At 67.0% G+C, this 19,664-nt stretch carries 18 protein-coding genes and 2 tRNA genes; 10 read left to right on the forward strand and 10 right to left on the reverse strand.

The features are described from left to right. Positions 1-44 precede the first annotated feature (44 nt). Complete coding sequence (locus tag H7U20_RS14225) at positions 45-1,118, reverse strand: carbonic anhydrase (protein ID WP_199759808.1); 1,074 nt, start codon at positions 1,116-1,118, stop codon at positions 45-47. Positions 1,119-1,316: 198 nt separating this feature from the next. Further along, a complete protein-coding gene (locus H7U20_RS14230) occupies positions 1,317-1,961 on the reverse strand; it encodes a VTT domain-containing protein (RefSeq protein ID WP_199759809.1) in 645 nt (214 codons plus the stop codon). 224 nt (positions 1,962-2,185) lie between these two features. Here H7U20_RS14230 and H7U20_RS14235 point away from each other — a divergent pair, with 224 nt between their 5' ends. From H7U20_RS14235 to miaA, 3 genes are read left to right on the forward strand one after another with little or no spacing between them, the layout of a single operon-like run. Then, the gene (locus H7U20_RS14235) at positions 2,186-3,199 is read left to right on the forward strand and encodes a peptidylprolyl isomerase (RefSeq protein WP_199759810.1); all 1,014 of its coding nucleotides are present in this window, start codon (positions 2,186-2,188) and stop codon (positions 3,197-3,199) included. A gap of 27 nt (positions 3,200-3,226) precedes the next feature. Further along, a complete protein-coding gene (gene mutL / locus H7U20_RS14240) occupies positions 3,227-5,302 on the forward strand; it encodes a DNA mismatch repair endonuclease MutL (protein ID WP_199759811.1) in 2,076 nt (691 codons plus the stop codon). An 11-nt stretch (positions 5,303-5,313) separates the two neighbouring features. After that, positions 5,314-6,270 carry a tRNA (adenosine(37)-N6)-dimethylallyltransferase MiaA gene (gene miaA, locus H7U20_RS14245; RefSeq protein ID WP_199759812.1) on the forward strand — a complete coding sequence of 319 codons (957 nt, stop codon included), beginning with the start codon at positions 5,314-5,316 and terminating at the stop codon, positions 6,268-6,270. 23 nt (positions 6,271-6,293) lie between these two features. Here the strand turns inward: miaA and H7U20_RS14250 are convergent, their stop codons facing one another. Together H7U20_RS14250 and H7U20_RS14255 are read right to left on the reverse strand one after the other, a co-directional pair. After that, positions 6,294-6,596: a putative quinol monooxygenase gene (locus H7U20_RS14250; protein ID WP_199759813.1), complete on the reverse strand. Its 303-nt coding sequence runs from the start codon at positions 6,594-6,596 to the stop codon at positions 6,294-6,296. Positions 6,597-6,781: 185 nt separating this feature from the next. Then, the gene (locus tag H7U20_RS14255; RefSeq protein WP_199759814.1) at positions 6,782-7,186 is read right to left on the reverse strand and encodes a VOC family protein; all 405 of its coding nucleotides are present in this window, start codon (positions 7,184-7,186) and stop codon (positions 6,782-6,784) included. A 172-nt stretch (positions 7,187-7,358) separates the two neighbouring features. Between H7U20_RS14255 and H7U20_RS14260 the strand changes: the two genes are divergently transcribed. Both H7U20_RS14260 and H7U20_RS14265 read left to right on the forward strand, forming a co-directional pair. Next, positions 7,359-7,435: transfer RNA gene (locus H7U20_RS14260), tRNA-Met, on the forward strand. 52 nt (positions 7,436-7,487) lie between these two features. Then, a tRNA-Met gene (locus H7U20_RS14265) sits at positions 7,488-7,564 on the forward strand. A gap of 79 nt (positions 7,565-7,643) precedes the next feature. On the opposite strand, the gene H7U20_RS14270 is transcribed toward H7U20_RS14265, so the two are convergent. Next, complete coding sequence (locus H7U20_RS14270) at positions 7,644-7,847, reverse strand: type II toxin-antitoxin system VapB family antitoxin (protein WP_199759815.1); 204 nt, start codon at positions 7,845-7,847, stop codon at positions 7,644-7,646. 142 nt (positions 7,848-7,989) lie between these two features. Here H7U20_RS14270 and H7U20_RS14275 point away from each other — a divergent pair, with 142 nt between their 5' ends. From H7U20_RS14275 to H7U20_RS14285, 3 genes are all read left to right on the forward strand, one after another. Further along, the gene (locus H7U20_RS14275; protein ID WP_199759816.1) at positions 7,990-9,318 is read left to right on the forward strand and encodes an AAA family ATPase; all 1,329 of its coding nucleotides are present in this window, start codon (positions 7,990-7,992) and stop codon (positions 9,316-9,318) included. Next, complete coding sequence (locus tag H7U20_RS14280) at positions 9,315-10,787, forward strand: hypothetical protein (protein ID WP_199759817.1); 1,473 nt, start codon at positions 9,315-9,317, stop codon at positions 10,785-10,787. The genes H7U20_RS14275 and H7U20_RS14280 overlap by 4 nt, the downstream gene beginning before the upstream one ends. An 88-nt stretch (positions 10,788-10,875) precedes the next feature. Then, a complete protein-coding gene (locus H7U20_RS14285; protein ID WP_199759818.1) occupies positions 10,876-11,184 on the forward strand; it encodes a hypothetical protein in 309 nt (102 codons plus the stop codon). 429 nt (positions 11,185-11,613) lie between these two features. Here H7U20_RS14285 and H7U20_RS14290 read toward each other — a convergent pair whose 3' ends face one another. From H7U20_RS14290 to H7U20_RS14305, 4 genes are all read right to left on the reverse strand, one after another. Next, a complete protein-coding gene (locus tag H7U20_RS14290) occupies positions 11,614-13,347 on the reverse strand; it encodes a lactate permease LctP family transporter (protein WP_199759819.1) in 1,734 nt (577 codons plus the stop codon). A 278-nt stretch (positions 13,348-13,625) separates the two neighbouring features. Beyond that, positions 13,626-15,200, reverse strand: a complete 1,575-nt coding sequence (locus tag H7U20_RS14295) for a LutB/LldF family L-lactate oxidation iron-sulfur protein (protein WP_199759820.1) — start codon at positions 15,198-15,200, stop codon at positions 13,626-13,628. Next, complete coding sequence (locus H7U20_RS14300; RefSeq protein WP_199759821.1) at positions 15,197-15,913, reverse strand: LutC/YkgG family protein; 717 nt, start codon at positions 15,911-15,913, stop codon at positions 15,197-15,199. The genes H7U20_RS14295 and H7U20_RS14300 overlap by 4 nt, the downstream gene beginning before the upstream one ends. Further along, positions 15,910-16,698, reverse strand: a complete 789-nt coding sequence (locus H7U20_RS14305; RefSeq protein WP_199759822.1) for a (Fe-S)-binding protein — start codon at positions 16,696-16,698, stop codon at positions 15,910-15,912. Before H7U20_RS14305 ends, H7U20_RS14300 begins: the two co-directional genes overlap by 4 nt. 251 nt (positions 16,699-16,949) lie before the next feature. On the opposite strand from H7U20_RS14305, the gene H7U20_RS14310 reads away from it, so the two are divergent. Beyond that, the gene (locus H7U20_RS14310) at positions 16,950-17,660 is read left to right on the forward strand and encodes a FadR/GntR family transcriptional regulator (protein ID WP_199759823.1); all 711 of its coding nucleotides are present in this window, start codon (positions 16,950-16,952) and stop codon (positions 17,658-17,660) included. 145 nt (positions 17,661-17,805) lie between these two features. On the opposite strand, the gene H7U20_RS14315 is transcribed toward H7U20_RS14310, so the two are convergent. Continuing rightward, on the reverse strand, positions 17,806-18,573 hold the full coding sequence (locus H7U20_RS14315; RefSeq protein ID WP_199759824.1) for a helix-turn-helix transcriptional regulator: 768 nt from the start codon (positions 18,571-18,573) through the stop codon (positions 17,806-17,808). 148 nt (positions 18,574-18,721) lie between these two features. Here H7U20_RS14315 and H7U20_RS14320 point away from each other — a divergent pair, with 148 nt between their 5' ends. Continuing rightward, complete coding sequence (locus H7U20_RS14320) at positions 18,722-19,654, forward strand: 4-hydroxyproline epimerase (protein ID WP_199759825.1); 933 nt, start codon at positions 18,722-18,724, stop codon at positions 19,652-19,654. The last annotated feature ends 10 nt before the right edge of the window (positions 19,655-19,664 follow it).

Raw genomic sequence — 19,664 nt, forward strand, 5'->3', positions numbered from 1 at the left:
GTCTGACCCCAGGGTTGCGCCGCTGGGGCTTCTCGCCGCCGCCCCTAGTTCGATTCCTTGATCATCCGTCCCGAACCGGGCTGGATGGGCCGCGAGTTGAGCGGATACAGGCGGCTGAACAGCGCCATCTGCGCCGGCGAGGCCTGCAACGGCTCCTTCATCACCAGCCACAACACGCCCTCGCTGCATGGCGGCGTGGTCAACGACCCCATATAGGTGAAGTAATCGCGCCGCTGCGGAATCAAATCGGCCGGGTCGAGCACGATCGACGGCGTGCTGGTCTCGAGCTTCTCCAGCGGCAGATTGTTCCACACGGTCTGGATGGTCGGCTGCGGCCGGCCGCGCTCCAGCATCAGCGCCACCACGGCCAGCCGGCCCTCGGCGTCCTTGTGCACCAGGTGCAGCACCATCTCGTAGCCCTTGCCGTTGATGCGTTCCTCCGACGGCCGGTGGAAGTGGAACTGCATCAGCTCGTACATGCGGTTCTGGATGGTGATGAAATTCCCGCCGCTAAGCATCACCTGCACCGTGTGGCCGTTGTCGGTCACGCTGAACGAGGACGGCTTGTAGTCGAAGGCGATCTGCTCCAGCTCGACCTTCATGCCGTCGCGGATGTCGATCGGCGACTGGCGGTTGCCGCTGCCGCACTTGGCCCAGTCGGGATTGATGCGGCCCCAGTTGGCCGGCCCCGTCTCGCCCTCGTAGGACCAGTGGTTGCTGCGGAACTGCACCGGCGGCGCGGCGGCGGCCACGGCGGCCACCTTCTTCGCCCTGGCCTGGGCGGCGGCGCGGGCGGCCTGGTTGGCGCGCATCACGGCCAGGCGGGCGGCGATCTTGGCCGACAGGTCGGCCTCGGCCTGGGCCTCGCGCTCGCGCTCGCTCATGCGCGGGCTGGACGCCGAAGAGGAGGACGAGGACGAGGACGAAGACGAGGAGGACGCCGACGAGGACGAGGCATCGCCGCCGGAGCCCTTGGCGCCCTGGTTGCCGGCGCCGGGATAGTGCGGACGAACCGGCTCGATGCCCTTGGCGGGGGCCGCCTTGATGGGCGGAGGATCGTTCGCGCTTGCCGTCGCGGTGACGAAGCAGCAGGCAATCAGGGCGATCAGAGTACGCATGGGGATCCAGGTAGTAAAAGAGAATTACATACTGGTTTACGGATGCACTAGGGCAAAACTTGAGCCATGCAGACCTTGCATGAAAGAATATATTTGCCAAGAGGAAAACCGGCGCGCCATGAAAAACGCCACGGCGTGGGCCGTGGCGTCGGATTCAATGCTGCGCTCCGGCGCCGGGCCGGACGGTCAAACGGGCGCTCAGCGGCCCAGCATGCGGCGCGACAGCTTCCACATGCCGCCCAGCGCCATCGGCACCACGGCGATGCCGACACCGAACAGCACGATCTCGGTCAGGTGCTCGCGGACGATGGCGATGTTGCCGAAGAAGTAGCCGGCCGTGGTCAGCGCCACCACCCACAGCAGGGCGCCGGTGATGTTGTAGAGCTGGAAGCGGGCATGCGTCATGTCGGACACGCCGGCGACGAAGGGGGCGAAGGTGCGCACCACCGGCACGAAACGGGCCAGGATGATGGTCTTGCCGCCGTGCTTCTCGAAGAAGTCGTGGGTGCGGCGCAGCGCGTCCTTGTTGAGCCAGCGGTAATCGTGGGTGAACACCCGCTGGCCGATCTTCTCGCCGATCCAATAATTGAGCGTGTTGCCCGTGACGGCCGCCGTCACCAGCAGCACCATCAACAGCGCCAGGTTCATCTCGCCGACCGCGCACAGGGCGCCGGCGATGAACAGCAGCGTGTCGCCAGGGAAGAAGAACAGCACCACCAGGCCGGTCTCGCAAAAGATGATGGCGAACAACACGGCGTACACCAGCGTGCCGTATTGCTGAATCAGCACTTCGAGCGTCTTGTCGACATGAAGGATCATGTCCAAAAATTGCATCAAATCCATATTCTTCCCATAAAGGTTGCGGCGGAATCATACACCACCCGCAGGCCCGGCGGCCGGTCGACGGGGGATATTTCGTGCCGAGAATAGCAAACACCGGCGCCGCCGGGCGGAGGAAATTGTAAGTTTCCATTTCGGCCATCTTGCAGATTACAATTGCCGACGGATCCGCCGCCCGCGCGCAGCGTCGCGGCCGGCCCCGCCACCATTCCCCTCAGGAGACCCGGATGCAAGTTTCGACCGTCGTAACCCGCCAGCGCGCCACCCCGGCGCCGACTCTGCCCCTGCCGCTCAAGCCGGGCGCGCTGACGCTGGCCTTGGCCTTGGCCCTGGCCGCCGGCGGCGCCCATGCCGCCCGCGCCAACGCCGCCAGCGAGGCCAGGTCGGCGCCGGCGCCGGCGCCGGCCGCCAAGGCCAGCCTGGGCGACGTCATCAAGGCCTCCAAGCCGGGCGACTGGCGCCCGCTCGACCCGAACAACACCCTGTATCTGGAGCTGCCGGGCGGCCGGGTGGTGATCGAACTGGCGCCCGACTTCGCCCCCAACAACATCGCCAACATCAAGACGCTGGTGCAGGAGCGCTACTACGACGGCCTGGCCGTGCTGCGCTCGCAGGACAACTTCGTCGCCCAATGGGGCGACCCGGACGAGAAGAACCCCAAGCCGCTGAAGAGCGCCAAGGCCAAGGTGGCCGGCGAATTCACCGTGCCGATGGCCAACGACAAGCACTTCGTGCGCCTGCCCGACCGCGACGGCTACGCCCCGCTGGTCGGCCACTCGAACGGTTTCCCGGTCGGCCGCGATCCGAAGATGCGCAGCACCTGGCTGGCCCACTGCTACGGCATGGTCGGCGTCGGCCGCGACAACGACAGCGACAGCGGCAACGGCGCCGAGTTGTACGCCGTGACCGGCCACGCGCCGCGCCAGCTCGACCGCAACATCACCGTGGTCGGCCGCGTCGTCGCCGGCATGCCGCTGTTGTCGGCGCTGCCGCGCGGCGCCGCGCCGATGGGCTACTACGACAAGCCGGAGCTGCGCGTGCCGATCAAGTCGGTGCGCCTGGCCGCCGAGCTGCCCGAGGCCGAACGCAGCCACCTGGAAGTGATGCGCAGCGATGCGCCCACCTACCAAGCCGCCGTCGAGGCGCAGCGCAACCGCGGCGGGCCGTGGAGCAAGTACGCCGCCGGCCACATCGAACTGTGCAACGCGCCCATCCCGGTGCGCGAACAGGCCGACAAATAGCCGCCCGCCACCCGGTATAATCGCGGGATGAACGCGCCCGACACCCCAAACCGCTCCCCCCGCCCCATCCAGGCCCTGCCCGACCAGCTGATTTCCCAGATCGCCGCCGGCGAGGTGGTGGAGCGGCCCTCCGCCGTGGTCAAGGAACTGCTGGAGAACGCGCTCGACTCGGGCGCCAGCCAGATCACCGTGCGCATCGAGGAGGGCGGCGTCAAGCGCATCGCCATCACCGACAACGGCCGTGGCATCGCCCCCGAGCAGCTGCCGCTCGCGCTGGCGCGCCACGCCACCTCGAAGATCGCCTCGCTCGACGACCTGGAGAACGTCGGCACGCTGGGCTTCCGTGGCGAGGCGCTGGCCTCGATCGCCTCGGTGGCCTCGGTCACGCTGACCTCGCGCACCGCCGACGGCGCCCACGCCTGGGAGATCGTCGGCTCGCACAACGGCACCGTGGCGCCCTCCTCCGGCTCGCACGGCACCACCGTCGACGTGCAGGACCTGTACTTCAACACGCCGGCGCGGCGCAAGTTCCTCAAGTCGGAGCAGACCGAGTTCGGCCACTGCGCCGAGGTGGTGCGGCGCATCGCGCTGGCGCGGCCCGACGTCTCGTTCTCGCTCAGCCACAACGGCCGCACCGTCGACCACTGGAACGTCAGCGAGATGGCCAAGCGCAGCGCCCACATCCTCGGCGACGGCTTCGCCGAAGCGCGCCTGGCCATCGACGAGCAGGCCGGCCCGCTGCGCATCCACGGCTATGTCGGCCTGCCGACCGCCTCCAAGGCGCGCGCCGACGCCCAGTTCTTCTACGTGAACGGCCGCTTCGTGCGCGACAAGCTGCTGGTCCACGCCGTCAAGGCGGCCTACCAGGACGTGCTGCACGGCGACCGCTTCCCCTCCTACGTGCTGGCGCTCGAACTCGACCCGGTGCTGGTCGACGTCAACGTCCACCCGTCGAAGATCGAGGTGCGCTTCCGCGACAGCCGCGCGGTGCACCAGTTCGTCTTCCACGCCGTGCAGCGCGCGCTGGCGCAGACCTCGGCCACCGCGCACGGCACCGTGCCGGCGCCCCAGGCGGCCGGCGCGGGGCTGGGCGGCGCGCAAGCGGCGGCGCCGGCCATGCGCGAACAGGAGCAGACCAGCTTCGGCGCCCTGCTCTCGCCGCACTACGCGCCGACCTTCTCGCCCTCGCCGTTCGGCGCGCGCGGCGGTGCCGGCGGCGGAGTGGCGCAGAGCAGCGAGCGCTATGGCGCGCTGTTTTCCGACGCCGCTTCCGGCGCGCGCTCCGGCGGCGGCTCGGGCGGCTCGGGCGGCTCCGGTGGTTCGAGTGGTTCGGGCGGCTTCGGCGGCGGCTTTGGCGCCGCCGGCGAACGCGGCGCGGCCTCCGCTTCGGGCTTGGGCGCCAGCAGTGCCGCCACCGGCTTCGGCGCCGCCAGCAGCTTCGACCTAGACAAGGCGCTGCCGCAGGCCGTGCCCTACACCGCCACGCCCGAGGCGATGGCACAGGAGGAGTTCCCGCTCGGCTTCGCGCTGGCCCAGCTGCACGGCATCTACATCCTGGCGCAGAACAGCAAGGGCCTGGTGCTGGTCGACATGCACGCCGCCCACGAGCGCATCCTCTACGAACAACTGAAGAACGCCCTCGACGGCCAGGTGGCCGGCAACGACATGCAGATCCAGCCGCTGCTGATCCCGATCACCTTCTACGCCGACACGCTGGAAGTGGCCACGGTGCAGGAGAACCAGGAAACGCTGCACGCGCTCGGCTTCGACATCGCCGCGCTGTCGCCGACCACGCTGGCGGTGCGCGCCGTGCCGGTGCTGCTGAAGAACGCCGACGCGCAAACGCTGGCGCGCGACGTGCTGCGCGACGTGCGCGAATTCGGCGGCTCGCGCGTGTTGATCGAGCGGCGCAACGAGCTGCTCGGCACGCTGGCCTGCCACACGGCGGTGCGCGCCAACCGCATCCTCTCGACCCAGGAGATGAACGCCCTGCTGCGCCAGATGGAGGCGACCGAGCGCGCCGACCAGTGCAACCACGGCCGCCCGACCTGGGTGCAGGTGGAAATCGCCGCGCTCGACAAGCTGTTCCTGCGCGGCCAATAAAGAATCGATACATGACTACTCAAGCAATTCGTCCGCTGGCCGTCGCCATCATGGGGCCGACGGCCTCCGGCAAGACCGCCGCCGCCCTCGCCATCGCCGCCCGCATCCCGTCCGAGATCATCTCGGTCGACTCGGCGCTGGTGTATCGCGGCATGGACATCGGCACCGCCAAGCCGACCCGCGCCGAGCGCGCCGCCGCGCCGCACCACCTGATCGACATCATCGACCCGCTCGACGCCTATTCGGTGGCGCAGTTCCGCCACGACACGCTGCGCCTGGTCGACGACATCGTCGGGCGCGGCAAGCTGCCGCTGCTGGTGGGCGGCACCATGTTGTACTTCAAGGGACTGGCCGACGGCCTCGACGAACTGCCCGGCGCCGATCCGGTGCTGCGCGCCGAGCTGGAGGACCAGGCGGCGCAGCACGGCTGGCCGGCCATGCACCAGCGCCTGGCCGCGCTCGACCCGGTGACGGCGGCCCGGCTGGCGCCCAACGACGCCCAGCGCATCCAGCGCGCGCTGGAGATCTGCGCGCTGAGCGGCAAGCCGATGTCCGAGCTGCTGGCGCTGCGCGAAAAGACCGAGCTGCCCTTCGAGCTGCTGTCGTTCGCGCTGGAGCCGTCCGACCGCGCCGTGCTGCACGAGCGCATCGCCCGCCGCTTCGACATCATGCTCGACGAGGGCACGGACGACAATCTGGTCCGCGAGGTGGAGCTGCTGCGCCGGCGCGGCGACCTGCACCCCGGCCTGCCGTCGATGCGCTGCGTCGGCTATCGCCAGGCGTGGGAATATCTGGAGGGGGAGATCGACTACAAGACCATGCGCGAAACCGGCATCATCGCCACCCGCCAGCTGGCCAAGCGCCAGTTGACCTGGCTGCGCTCGATGCCGCAGCGGGTCGTCATCGACTGCCTGGGGAACGATCCGGCCGCCAGCATGCTGGCGCAGATCACGGCGCACGGCCAGTAGGCCGGCGCCGCTGTAAAACCAGCTTAGAAGGCCGGCTTCGGACCTTCGATTGCATAGGTCAGGATCTCGGCCCCGCCCTCAATCAACGACGGCAGACGCTCGTCGAGGGTTTTGAAATACGACATGGCGAAGTGCGCGTCCAGATCGGCGCGGCTCTTCCACAGCTCGAAGAAGACGAAGCGCTGTGGATTGTGCGGCTCCTGGAGGAAATCGTAACGCACGCAGCCAGGCTCGGCGCGCGACAGCGGCACCAGCATGGCGCCCAGGTCGAGCAGGGCGGGGATGGCGTCGGGTTTGGCGGTGAATGTGACGGAATGAACCAGCATGAATAAATCCTGACTTAAATAGCAGAGCTTGGGACTCGGCGCCGCCCGCAGGCCGCGCCGAAACAAATGCGGAATGCACGGCCGGCGCTGGCCGACTGCGGCATCCCTGGATTGAAATGCATGCAATCTTGCCCAAATTTTAACAGCTCGGCCGATTCCGCGTGCGCCGCCGGCGCCGGCACGGCTCAGGCCGGCGCGCCGGCGCCATCCATGTAAATGATTTCCCACATATGGCCGTCGAGATCCTGGTAGCCGTGGCCGTACATGAAGCCGTGGTCCTGCGCCGCCTTGTACAGCGTGCCGCCGGCCGCCAGCGCCTTGCCGACCAGCGCGTCGACCTGGGCGCGGCTGTCCACTTGCAGGCAGATCAGCACCTCGGTGCTGGTGTGCGCGTCGCAGATCGGCTTGGGCGTGAAGCTGCGGAACTTCTCCTCGCTCAGCAACATGACGAAGATGTTGTCGGCGACCACCATGCAGGTGGCCGTCTCGTCGGTGAATTGCCGATTGAAGCTATAGCCCAGGCTGGTGAAGAAGGCGATCGACTTGCCCAGGTCCCGCACCGGCAGGTTGACGAAGATGTTGGTGGCCATGCTCTCTCCCGTGAAAAGAGGCCGCCGCGCGCAGCCACTGTACAGCATACCAATTTGCCAATATTTTGGCGCCGCGCTGGCGCCGGCGGCCCGCCGGGTCGACAATCGCGCAAAAATGTCCGGGCCAGTCTTGACAGCGTTTGGCCCAACCCCGATAATGCTGGGCGTTGCAGGTGATATAGCTCAGTTGGTTAGAGCACAGCATTCATAATGCTGGGGTCGGTGGTTCAAGTCCACCTATCACCACCAAGAACATATCAGAACTGGTCTGGACCAACACGGTCCGGGCCATTTTTGTTTCGGTGATATAGCTCAGTTGGTTAGAGCACAGCATTCATAATGCTGGGGTCGGTGGTTCAAGTCCACCTATCACCACCAATACCGAAAAGCCGCCGTCCCGCAAGGGTCGGCGGCTTTTTCATTTGCGGCCCGACGCGCTGCCTGAGGGCCGACTTTCTTATATGGCTGGCTCGGACCGGCGGCGAAATACTTCTGACATATCGGGCATCGTGCCGCCCAACGCCGCCAAGCGCTTGGCGGCTCGGACGCTCACAAAGGTCTTGATGGCTTCGCGGAAGAGGTCTGCCTTGTCCATGGCCGGATCGGCGAGCTCAAAGGCCTTGTTATACAGGGCGTCGTCGATTGTGACGATGGCTTTCATGCTCCCCCCTTTGAATCACAAATGATACAAGTATGTATCCAGTATCGCAGCAAGGGCTTTTCACATGGCACGCCGCCGCCCAGCCTTGATTCCCAAAAACAATCCGGGTTAGCATACCGTCTTCATTTCATGAAAGATAAGCATGACGACGCCATGGCTGCAACAGATTCTTTTTGGACCGCCCGGTTGCGGCAAGAGCTTCCACGTGCGCCAACTGGCCGCCAGCCATTTGGGTATCGCACGCGACAGCCAGCAACTGATTGAAACCACCTTCCACCCGGAATACAGCTACGGCGACTTCCTCGCCAAGCTGCTGCCGCACAGCGGCACACGCGTCCACTCCTACCAGGTCAGCGGCGAATCCGTCCACCTGAGGGATGTGAAACTGGTGCAGCTCGAAGCCAGCCCCACGATTGAATACCGCATCCATGTCGGCCCGCTGCTCAAGGCGCTGGCGCTGGCCTATGCCGGCCAGAGCGAGGGCCGCAAGGTGCTGCTGGCGATCGACGAAATCAACCGCGGCAACTGCGCGCAGATCTTTGGCGACGCCTTCCAGCTGCTCGACCGCGATGAGCACGGCTGGTCGGAATACGGGCTGGAGCTGAGCACGATGTTCTATGATGCGCTGAAACAGGAGATGCTCCGCCTGGGCAAAACCATGGACCAACTGCCGGACCAGCTATGCGTCCGCAACGCCGACCAAGAGTGCGTCGGCTACAAACTGCGCCTGCCGCCCAATCTGTCGCTGATCGGCACCATGAACACCAGCGACGAATCGGTCTACTACATGGACACCGCTTTCAAACGACGCTGGGACTTCGCTTTCATGCACTGGCATGGCCATCAGGCCGAGGTCTGGCAAGGCCCGCAAGGCCTGGCCCTGGTGGCCGGCACCAAGCATGGCTGGCATGCGCTGCTGGTCAAGCTGAATGCCTTTATCGCGAGCAGTCTGCCCGGCCGCAGGATCGACGATAAACAGGTCGGCCTATGGTTCATCAAGAGCAGCAAAAATCAGTCGCCCACGCCACTACAAACACTGGAAAAAACACTGGGTCAACTGCTTTCGAAAAGTGCATATAGCGATTGGGTCGCACACTTCCCTTCCGCCGAGGAGCTGGGCGACAGCGGCCTGCTGCGCAACGATTCGATCCGTCCAGTGGCGGAGTCGCTGGGCGTCAGCTGGCCGTTCGGCGCCTCGAACATGCATGCCGCCGGTCTGGCCAAAGCCTTGCTGCCGGAAGTAAAAAGCGCCAGCAATGCCAGTACACCGCCGTCATCGGAAATATCGCGCGAGGCGATCCGCAACAAGCTGATGTTCTTCTTGTGGGATAACGTCTTCGCCCGCGACACGGCGCCGCTGACCGCGCTGCTGCAAAGCGTCGATGCGGCCATCGCCGAGCCGCGCACCTTCGGCGAGTTCGCCACCGATGAAAATGTCGACGCGCTACTTGAAGGCTTGATGAAAACGTGAGTACGCCAACTGCAGCGGCACCGGCGCCGCCACTAGCGGACGAGCAAGCCGACGGGAACGGCACCGACAACGAGGACTTCGTCGGCCTGCGTGCGGTGCCGGATGGCGAGCCCGTGCTGCATCTGCCCCATGGCTATCAGCTCGATCAGGCCGCCATCCCGGCTGCGGCGCGACTGGCGGCGCTGGGCCAACTGACGCGGGTGATGGCGCGCTTCGCCGACCAACACCCGGACGAGGTGCTGGCCGCCGAACGTCACTGCGCGCCGCGCGATGGTCTGTTGCGCCATGCCGACGGTTTGCACTGGCAGCAGCGCGGCGGCAGCGTCGGCTACAACTCGGTGGCCGGCTACATCGATCTGATGCGCCGCCTGCGCCAGCCGCGCCAACTCGGTCCTCTGCGTGTACCGGCGCTGGCGCCGTTCGACCCGCGCCACCTCGGCCGCAACCTGGAACGCGCCATCTACCTGCCCGACGGCAGCGCCTACTTCGACCAGCAATGGGGGCAACTGAAGCAGATACGCCGTCACAGCGGCGGCCTGGTGGGACTGGCCTGCTGGCTGGCCATCGACGCGCTCCTGCACGTCTTCCCCGGCCACTGGCAAGGCGAGCTCGCCACCGGCCTGCAGGCCGAGTGGAATCATCTGGCACAGCGCTTCGGCGACGCTCAGCGCTTGCCGCGCCAGGCATCGTTGTTTGGCGCGGCGCGCGCCACCACGCTGTTGCAGCTGCAAGCGGCGCTGGAAGCGGAATTGCGCCGCGCGCCGCCGATGGACAGCGAGGCGCGCGAGCTGTCCGCCCTGCTTGAGCAACTACTGTGCTTGTCCGTGGGCGGCGACAGTGGCGACATCTGGGGCATGCGCGGCTTCCACCGCGTGTGGGAAGCCGCCTGTCTCGGCCATGCCCTGGCCGAATATGGCGCGGCACAGATTTTCACCTGCGACGATGCCCTGCTGTCCGGCGTCGCGCCGCAACAGCGCCAGCAATGGCGCACCAACCGCCATCGGGTGTTCGCCCGCAACGGCAGGGCGCGCCGGCCCGATCTGGTGCTCAGGCAGCCCGACGGCCGCTTTCGCATCATCGACTTCAAGTACTCGGCCCAATACAACGACGAAGGCTTTTTCAAGCGCCGCCCAGCCGACATCGATCTGACTGCGGCGGAGACGCAACAGCTGGACAACGGCCGCATCGCCATCGACGGCGACGCCTACAAGATGCAGCAAGACATCGCCAATCTGGAAAGCTACCGCTGGCTGCTGATGCAGCACGAATTGCGCAGCTGGGATGAGTCGGCGGTCGAACTGGAACTCTGGGTGCCGGCCCGGCACGACGAAAAAAAGACCTGCGCATGGCAGGCCTTCGAGGATGGCAGGCGCCTGCCGGATTCCGGATTCCAGCATCTGAGCGTGGTGTACCGATCCAGCGCCGACATGCTGCAACGCTATGCCGGCGACTTTAGCCTGTTCGGCTAGGGCAGCCCGGCTTGACGCGGATATCAGTCAGCGACAATCTTCCACCCATGGAGTACACTGATTTGACCGACTTCCCCCCGGAGGCACTATGCGCCTGATAACCGTGAAAATTTCCGACTCGGACATGGAAAATTTACAAGAAATTGCTCATATTGAGCAACGTCCTCCGGAAGTGCTCGTTCAAGAGCAGATACGCCGACTCATTCACGCCAAGATGATCGACACGGGAACACTCGCCAACAATCAGATCAGTCCGTCAGAATCCCTCGCCAACAACGACGACGACCAAAGACGACGTGATGCGGTCGAGAAAATTTTTGGGCTTTGGAAGAAGCGGCAGGATGCCCCCAAGGACGGGGTGCTGTATCAAAAGATATTGCGTGCAGAATGGCACTAGTCCTTTTCGATACCAATATCTTGATCGACGCACTCAATCATCATGCTGCGGCGATGAATGAAATTTTGCTATGCAATCATACAAGCGACGGCCAATTTGTATGGGCGTCTGATCATCACCCGCAATCCCAGCGACTTCCCATTCGCACAAGTACGCATACCCTACGACATAGTCAACGGGAAAGCCGTCAACATTCGCCCACCTCCTTCCTGATTCCGTAAGCTGCCTTGGATTGCGCGCCGTCACCACTCGATGAAAGACGACGACAAAAAGACCGGCGCATGACAGGCCTTCGAGGATGGCAGGCGCGTGCCGGATTCCGGATTCCAGCATCTGCACGTGGTGTACCGATCCAGCGCCGACATGCTGCAACGCTATGCCGGGCGGCTTTAGCCTGTTCGGCTAGGGCAGCCCGGTCCGGCGCAGGATTTAATGCGGAATCATCCCCGTCAGGAAGTAGGCCTGCACGGTGGTGATGACGCCGACGATGGCGGCGAACATCAGGCTGTGCTTGAGCGTGAAGCGGAACAGCTCCGACTCCTTGCCCACCAGGCCGGTGGCGGCGCAGGCCACGGCGATCGACTGCGGCGAGATCATCTTGCCGGTCACGCCGCCGGTGGTGTTGGCGGTCACCATCAGCGTGTCCGACAGGCCCAATTGGTGCGCGGTGGTGTTTTGCAGCGAGCAAAACAGCGCGTTCGACGAGGTGTCCGAGCCGGTCAGGAACACGCCGAGCCAACCGAGGAAGGGCGAGAAGAACGGGAAGGCGACGCCGGTCCCGGCCAGCACCAGCGCCAGCGTCGACGACATGCCGGAGTAGTTGGCGACGAAGGCGAAGGCCAGCACCAGGCCGATCGACAGGATGGGGCGCTTCAGCTCGACCACGGTCTGGCCGAAGGCCTTGACGGCGGCGGCCGGCTTCATCTTCAGCAGCACCACGGCGATGATCGCGGTCAGCAAAATCGCGGTGCCGACGGCCGACAGGAAGTCGAGCTTGAGCACGGCGTCGTAGGCCTTCGGCGCGGCGACGATGGGGGCGGTCTTGATGACCAGCTTGTCGAGCAAGGGCACGTGGAACTTGATCACCGTGTCGGCCAGCGCGCCCTTGGCGGCGAACAGGCTTTTGAACCATGGCAGGCTCCACACCGTGACAATGGCGGTCAGGATCAGGAAGGGCGACCAGGCGCGCAGCGTCTGGGCGAAGGTGAACGGCGAGGCCTTGCGGCCGTCCTGCTTGGCGCCGCCGGCGAAGCCACCGCCGACAGCAGCGCCGAAACCACCGAAGCCACCGAGAGCGACGGCACCGCCGCCGACCGAGACGCTGGCGCGCGCGGCGGCCTTGGCGCCGGCCGGCTGCCACACCTTGAGGAAGCCGGTCAGCGAGACCAGGCAGACCAGGGCCGAGGTGATGTCCGGCAGTTCCGGGCCGATGAAGTTGGAGGTGATGTACTGGGTCACGGCGAAGCTGGCGCCGGCCACCAGGGCGGCCGGCCACACTTCGCGGATGCCGCGAAAACCGTCCATCATGAACACCAGCCAGAACGGCACCAGCAGCGACAGCAGCGGCAGCTGGCGGCCGGCCATGGCGCCGATCAGCATCGGGTCGATGCCGGTCACCTGCCCCGCCACGATGATGGGGATGCCCATCGCGCCGAAGGCCACCGGCGCGGTGTTGGCGATCAGGCACAGGCCGGCCGCGTACAGCGGGTTGAAGCCCAGCCCGACCAACAGCGCGGCGGTGATCGCCACCGGCGCGCCGAAGCCGGCAGCGCCTTCGAGGAAGGCGCCGAAGGCGAAGCCGATCAGCAGCATCTGCAGGCGTTGGTCGTCGGTGATCGCCACCACCGAGGCGCGGATCACGTCGAGCTGGCCGGTCTGCTCGACCACCTTGTAGAGGAACACCGCCGTGACGATGATCCAGGCCACCGGCCACAGGCCGTAGGCGAAGCCGTAGCCGGCCGCCGCCAGCGCCTGCGACACCGGCATGCCGTAGGCGAAAATGGCCACCACCAGCGCCAGCGCCAGCGTGACGGCGGCGGCGACGTGGCCCTTGATGCGCCAGACGGCCAGCGCGAGGAAGAAGAAAATGATCGGTACGGCGGCGACAAACGCCGACAGGCCTAGGCTGCCGAGCGGTGCGTATATTTGACTCCAGGCTTGCATGGTGACTCCTCCAAGAACGTTCGTTGAACTATTTTTTATGTGACGATGGGACAAGCAAAACAACTAAAACTGGTCGGCGCTGTGACGGGAACACCGGTGCCACTCAGCGGCGTATGGCCAAGGGCGCAGCCGAATGCCACTCAGTTAAGGCGCCGGCGGCTCCCCCTTCCCCCAGAGGCGGAGAGCCGGGGTCAGACCCGTCGGGTCTGACCCCAGTTTGTGCCTGTGGGTTTTCCCAAAGCGCGGCATTCATGCCGGATGCGGCCACCGCGTCGGGGCTACTCTGGCTGGTCGCGCTCGCGCAGCAGGTCGGCCAGGCTGCGCGCGGCCGGCTTGAGCGGGGCGCGGTGCGCCGTCCAACCCAGTTGCTGCTTGGGCGTGAAGGCGCGCAGGCGCGTGGCGGCCCAGCGGAACAGGCGGTACACAGTGGGCCGGGCGAAGGCGCCGCTCCAAAAGCGCCACACCAGCTTGTCGGCACGGGAGAACCGGGCGCCCTGGCCACGCAGCGGATGGTCGACCTGCTGGGCCGGATCGCGATTGGCCTCGGTGCGCAGGCGGATCAGCAACTGCGGAATCGGAATGCGCACCGGGCACACTTCGCCGCAGGCGCCGCACAGGCTGGAGGCGGTGGCCAGGTCGGCGGTGGCGGCCAATCCCAGCAGGTGCGGCGAGATGATCTTGCCGATCGGGCCGGGGTAGGTGGTGCCGTAGGCGTGGCCGCCGATGCGGGCGTACACCGGGCAGTGGTTCATGCAGGCGCCGCAGCGGATGCACTGCAAGGTGGCGCGCAACTGCTCGTCGGCGTAGGCCTGGCTGCGGCCGTTGTCGAGCAAGACCAGGTGGACGGCGCGCGGGCCGTCGCGTTCGTCGGCGCGGCGCGGGCCGGAGATCAGGTTGAAGTAGCTGGTGATCGCCTGGCCGGTGGCCGAGCGGGTCAGCAGGCTGGCCAGCGGCACGATGTGCTCCAGCTTGGCCACCACCTTCTCCATGCCCATGATGGCGATGTGGGTGTCCGGCACGGTGGTGCAAAGGCGGCCGTTGCCTTCGTTCTCGACCAGCCACAACGTGCCGGTGTCGGCCGCCGCGAAGTTGACGCCGGACAGGCCGATGTCGGCGTCGACGAAGGCTTGGCGCAGCGCGCGCCGGCCGGTCTGGATCAGGCTATCGACATCCTCGGTGTAGGGCGTGTCGGCGATGTGCTGCTCGAACAGGGCGCCAATGTCGGCCTTGGTCTTGTGGATCGCCGGCATGACGATGTGCGAGGGCTTCTCGCCGGCCATCTGCACGATGTACTCGCCCATGTCCGACTCCAGGCAGGACACGCCGTGCTGCGCCATGAAGTGGTTCAGTTCGATCTCTTCGCTGGCCATCGACTTGCCCTTGATGACCTTGCGCGCCTTGGCCCGCTGGGCGATGCCGAGGATGATGGCGTTGGCCTCGGCGGCGTCGGCGGCCCAGTGCACCTGCACGCCGGCCTGCGTCAGATTGCTCTCCAGTTGCACCAGCAGGTCGGGCAGATTGGCCAGCGCGTGCTGGCGGATCGCCTCGCCCAGGTCGCGCATCTGTTCCAGCTCGGCGCCGTCGGGGAACTGCACGACGCGCTTGGCCTGCAGGAAGTCCATCGCGCCACGGAAGCTCTGGCGCAGCTTGGGATCGTCCAGCGCGGCGCGGGCGCGGGCGCGGAAGTCGGCCGGCGGCACGAAGTTCAGCGGCGCTGCATTGGCGGTGGCGGTGGCGGTGGTGACGGCGGCGGTGGTGACGGCGGCGGTGGTGACGGCGGCGGCGGTGACGGCGGCAGCGGCGGCGGGCGGGGTCAGCGCGGCCTTGGCGGCGTTGTTCAGCGGCGCGTTCATTGCTGCGCTCCCGCTGCGGCCGGCGCGCCGTCGAGCACGATCACCACCCACAGCCAGCGCGGGCCGTGGGCGCCGTAGGCCAGCGTCTGCTGGATGTCCGACGTCTTCGACGGGCTCGACACCAGCACCAGATTGCTCGGCATACCCTCGCCCCAGTGTTCGGTCTGGGCGGCGGCATACAGGTCGCGGTGCAGCGTGCTGGCGTAGACCAGGGCGATGTGCAGCGGCGGCACCAGCGAGACGGTGCGCGGCGTGCCGCGATCCGGCGCCAGCACCAGCGTGCCGGTGGCGGCGATGCCGGAGCGGGCCACGGTGAAGCCGGCGTCGACGCTGTCGAACAGTTCGGCCTTCCAGTGCTCCAGCGGCCAGTCGAAGGACAGCGGCTGCACCGAGGCCGGCAAGGCGCCGGCCAGGGCCGCGCCCTCGGCGCTGGTTGGATCGAGCAGCAGGCGACGCACGCCCTTGGCGGCGATCTTCTGCGCCAGCAGTTGCTGCCAGTCGGCGCCGCTGGCGAACCACACGTCGGCGTGGGCGGCGCTCAAGGCGTCGTGCATGGCCTGCGCCAGATCCTGCGGCGTGGCCGGCAGCGCGGCATGCAGGCCGGTGTAGTAATCGTCGATGCGGCGCTGCAGTTGCGCCAGGTTGTCGGCGTTGGCCGGTGCCGCCGCGCGCAGGCGGCCCAGCATCTGTTCGCGTGCGCCCGGGCCGCTCATTTGGCACCTCCGGCGGCGGCCGTGCCGTTGACCCGGCGCCAGAGGAAACTGGCCATGTGCTCGACCGCCAGCGGCGCGCCCTGGAAGCGGGCGGCGTGGCCGATGTTGAGCAGGCAGCCGCAGTCGGCCGAGACCAGCCGGCCGGCGCCGGTGGCGCAGGCGGCGGCCACCTTGTCCTTGACCATGGCGCCGGAGATGTCGGCGTGCTTGAGCGAGAAGGTGCCGCCGAAGCCGCAGCATTCCGATTCGTGTTCGTGTTCGATGCGCTGCACGCCGGGCAGCGCGTCGACCAGCGCCACGCCGTGAACGCGGGTGCCCATTTCGCGCCGCGCGCCGCAGGAGGTGTGCAGCACCACCTGCTCGACCGGGGCGCCGACGGCGGCGCGGTAATCGACCTTCAGCACGTGCAGCAGGAATTCGCTCAGCTCGTAGATGCGGCCGGCCAGTTCCTGCGCCTTGGCGGCAGTGGCCGGGTCGTCGGCGAACAGCTGCGGCCAGTGGTGGCGCATCATGCCGGCGCAGGAGCCGGATGGCACGATCACCGGCCAGGGTTGGGCGAACAGGTCGATCTGGGCCAGCGCCACGGCGCGCGCCTCGTCGGGATTGCCGCTGCTGTAGGCCGGCTGGCCGCAGCAGCTCTGGCCGCGCGGGAAGTGCACGGCCAGCCCTTCGCGTTCGAGCAGGCGGACGGCGTCCAGCCCCGCTTCCGGCATGAACAGGTCGATCACGCAAGTGCCGAACAGGTAGACCTGTTTGGGGGCGGTGGGATAGTCTCGGTCCTGCATGGTGTCTCCTCGATGGTGCGAAGGTTTGCGTATTATTTTTGTTCAGCCCATAATCCCAGCGGATGCGGCGGACCACAAATTGGTTGGACCAATCGCGGAGTTGGCGAATACATGGAATGCGAGGCGCCGGCGATACCGGCAAACCCCAGCGGCAAAGAGCCGGGGTCAGACCCGTCGGGTCTGACCCCAGGTTGCGCCCTTGGGTTTTGCCGGCGTCGCGGCATGCGCCGAGCCAGGACAAAGGAGATGCGATGCGCGGCAGGCAGGCGGGTGGACGGGTGGCGGAGGTGATACAGAAGCTGGAGGCGGCCCTGCTGGACGGCTCGCTGGCGGCCAACGCGCGCCTGCCGGCCGAGCGCGTGCTGGCCGAGCAGTACCAGGTGTCGCGCAACACGGTGCGCGAGGCGATCCAGCGCCTGAACGCGCGCGGCCTGCTGCGCAGCCGGGCCGGCGCCGGCGTCTACGTCACCGACCAACTGCGCACCGGCATCAGCACGCCGTGGGGCGAGCTGGTGGCCGACCATCCCGGCGTGCGCGAGGACATCCTGGAGTTCCGCCGCGTGCTGGAGGGCGCCACCGCCTACTTCGCGGCGCAGCGCGCCACGGCCGAGGAACGCGAGCGCATCAAGGGCTTGATGCAGGAACTGGAGCAGGCGCGCCGCGACGACAACCGTCCGGCCGAGGCCAACGCCGACACCCGTCTGCACGAGGCGATCGCGCTGGCCTCGCACAATTCGATGTTCCTGCACCTGCACACCAGCGTGTTGAGCATGCTGCGCGAGCACATCACCTTGAACGGCAACGGCCTGCGCGAGATCGACGCCAACGTCGCCGAGCAGCTATTGCAGCAGCACCGCAGCGTGGCCGAGTCGATCTGCCTGAACCGGCCGGAAGAGGCGCGCACCGCCATGCAAACCCACATCGACTTCGTGCGCAGCCGCTTCGGGCCGGAGTTCGACTAGCCGCGCCGACTAGCACCGCCAACTAGCCGCGCAGCTGGCCGCGCGCGGCGGCCGGATTGGTCCTACCAGGCGTCAAAGAAGCCGTTTCGCCACGACGCATCCGCTACGGCCGCCGCGCCCACTGATAAAAAACCGGCAATCTGTCTCACCCCCGCAACATCAAACGGTACTGGCTGGGTGTCACGCCGACCGTGGCCTTGAACTGCCGCGTGAAGGCGCTGTGGTCGCCGTAGCCGCAGGCCTGGGCGATCTCGGCCACGCTGGCCGGACCAATCAACAGACGCGAGGCGGCGTCCAGACGCGCCTTGATAATCATCTGGCGCGGCGTCAGGTGGAAGATGCGCAGGAAGTAGCGCTCGATCTGCGCCACCGACATGTTGGCGGTGCGCGCCAGTTGGCTCAGCGGCAGCGGCTGGTCGAACTGTTCCTGGATCATGCGCGCGGCGGCGGCCACCCTGGCATAGGCCGGATTCTTCTGGTCGGCCATCGCCAGATCGCGCGACACGCCGCTCAGGCCGACGATGGCGCCGGCCGCGTCGCGCAGCGCCACCTTGCGCGTCAGGCACCAGCCGGGGTCGCGGTTGGGATACAGGTGCAGTTCGAGCTGGTCGTCGATATCGGCGCCGCCGGCCAGCACCGCCAAGTCCTGCGCCAGATAGGTCTGGCCGAAGGGATGGGCGAACACCTCGGCCGGCGTGCGGCCGATCAGCGCCGTCTTCTCCTTGACGCCGCAACGCTTGACCAGCGCCTGGTTGACCACCACGTAACGGCCCTCGGCATCCTTGACGAAGAAGACCACGTCGGGCAGCGCGTCGAACAGATGCTCGGCGAAGAAGGCGTCGGCGATGCGGCGGCCGAGCGCGTCGCGCGCGTCCGCCTGCCGTGTCCGATCCTGTTTCAATGTCTGCGCCATTTGACTCCCCGCTGTGCCCGGGCCACCCCGTGCGCCCCGATTAAACCACCGTTTGCCCTTGTTGTCATGTGACGATTGTGCCGATTTCGTCATCTTTGATGCCGGGCGTGTGCAAGACAGGCGGCGCGGCCGGGCTTATGATTTCACTATGAAATCCATCTCCATTATCGACTCCCACACCGGCGGCGAACCGACCCGCCTGGTCACCGCCGGCGGCCCCGAACTGGGCAACGGCCCCCTCTCCGAACGGCTGGCCACGCTGCGCTGCGAGCACGACCACTTCCGCTCGGCGGTGGTGTGCGAACCGCGCGGCTCGGACGTGCTGGTCGGCGCCCTGCTGTGCGAACCGCACGCCGCCGACTGCGTCGCCGGCGTCATCTTCTTCAACAACGTCGGCTATCTCGGCATGTGCGGCCACGGCACCATCGGCCTGGTCGCCTCGCTGGCCCACATGGGCCGCATCGGCGTCGGCCGCCACCGCATCGACACGCCGGTCGGCGTGGTCGAGGCCGAGCTGCACGCCGACGGCAGCGTCACCCTCGACAATGTGGCTTCCTACCGCAGCCAGCGCCAGGTCAGTGTGAACGTGCCCGGCCACGGTGCGGTGGTCGGCGACGTCGCCTGGGGCGGCAACTGGTTCTTCCTGGTCGCCGAGCACGGCCTGGAGCTGCGCGTCGAGAACGTCGAGGCGCTGACCGCCTTCGCCGCCCGCGTCGGCGCGGCGCTGGCGCAGGCCGGCATCGGCGGCACCGACGGCGCCGAGATCGACCACATCGAACTGTTCGGCCCCTCGCGCACGGGCGCCGACAGCCAGAGCTTCGTGCTCTGCCCCGGCAAGGCCTACGACCGCTCGCCCTGCGGCACGGGCACCAGCGCCAAGCTGGCCTGCCTGGCGGCCGACGGCAAGCTGGCCGAGCACGCGCTGTGGCGCCAGGAGAGCATCATCGGCAGCGTCTTCACCGGCTCCTACCGCTACCGCGACGGCGCGCTGATTCCCAGCATCCGTGGCCAGGCCTGGGTCAACGCCCAGGGCCAGTTGATCCTCGACCCGAGCGACCCTTTCGTCTGGGGCATCCGCTGATGTCCATGGT

The organism is Rugamonas violacea, assembly GCF_016461825.1.
Lineage (GTDB): Bacteria > Pseudomonadota > Gammaproteobacteria > Burkholderiales > Burkholderiaceae_D > Rugamonas.

Bases quoted from the DNA above. Each gene is read 5' to 3' on its own strand.
- H7U20_RS14305 (WP_199759822.1), bottom strand. From the start codon at position 16,698: ATGCAGGACCGAGACTATCCCACCGCCCCCAAACAGGTCTACCTGTTC.
- H7U20_RS14255 (WP_199759814.1), bottom strand. From the start codon at position 7,186: ATGGCCACCAACATCTTCGTCAACCTGCCGGTGCGGGACCTGGGCAAG.
- H7U20_RS14320 (WP_199759825.1), top strand. From the start codon at position 18,722: ATGAAATCCATCTCCATTATCGACTCCCACACCGGCGGCGAACCGACC.
- H7U20_RS14275 (WP_199759816.1), top strand. From the start codon at position 7,990: ATGACGACGCCATGGCTGCAACAGATTCTTTTTGGACCGCCCGGTTGC.
- H7U20_RS14300 (WP_199759821.1), bottom strand. From the start codon at position 15,913: ATGAGCGGCCCGGGCGCACGCGAACAGATGCTGGGCCGCCTGCGCGCG.
- H7U20_RS14290 (WP_199759819.1), bottom strand. From the start codon at position 13,347: ATGCAAGCCTGGAGTCAAATATACGCACCGCTCGGCAGCCTAGGCCTG.
- mutL (WP_199759811.1), top strand. From the start codon at position 3,227: ATGAACGCGCCCGACACCCCAAACCGCTCCCCCCGCCCCATCCAGGCC.
- H7U20_RS14285 (WP_199759818.1), top strand. From the start codon at position 10,876: ATGCGCCTGATAACCGTGAAAATTTCCGACTCGGACATGGAAAATTTA.
- H7U20_RS14315 (WP_199759824.1), bottom strand. From the start codon at position 18,573: ATGGCGCAGACATTGAAACAGGATCGGACACGGCAGGCGGACGCGCGC.
- H7U20_RS14295 (WP_199759820.1), bottom strand. From the start codon at position 15,200: ATGAACGCGCCGCTGAACAACGCCGCCAAGGCCGCGCTGACCCCGCCC.
- H7U20_RS14230 (WP_199759809.1), bottom strand. From the start codon at position 1,961: ATGGATTTGATGCAATTTTTGGACATGATCCTTCATGTCGACAAGACG.
- H7U20_RS14270 (WP_199759815.1), bottom strand. From the start codon at position 7,847: ATGAAAGCCATCGTCACAATCGACGACGCCCTGTATAACAAGGCCTTT.
- miaA (WP_199759812.1), top strand. From the start codon at position 5,314: ATGACTACTCAAGCAATTCGTCCGCTGGCCGTCGCCATCATGGGGCCG.
- H7U20_RS14235 (WP_199759810.1), top strand. From the start codon at position 2,186: ATGCAAGTTTCGACCGTCGTAACCCGCCAGCGCGCCACCCCGGCGCCG.
- H7U20_RS14310 (WP_199759823.1), top strand. From the start codon at position 16,950: ATGCGCGGCAGGCAGGCGGGTGGACGGGTGGCGGAGGTGATACAGAAG.
- H7U20_RS14250 (WP_199759813.1), bottom strand. From the start codon at position 6,596: ATGCTGGTTCATTCCGTCACATTCACCGCCAAACCCGACGCCATCCCC.
- H7U20_RS14225 (WP_199759808.1), bottom strand. From the start codon at position 1,118: ATGCGTACTCTGATCGCCCTGATTGCCTGCTGCTTCGTCACCGCGACG.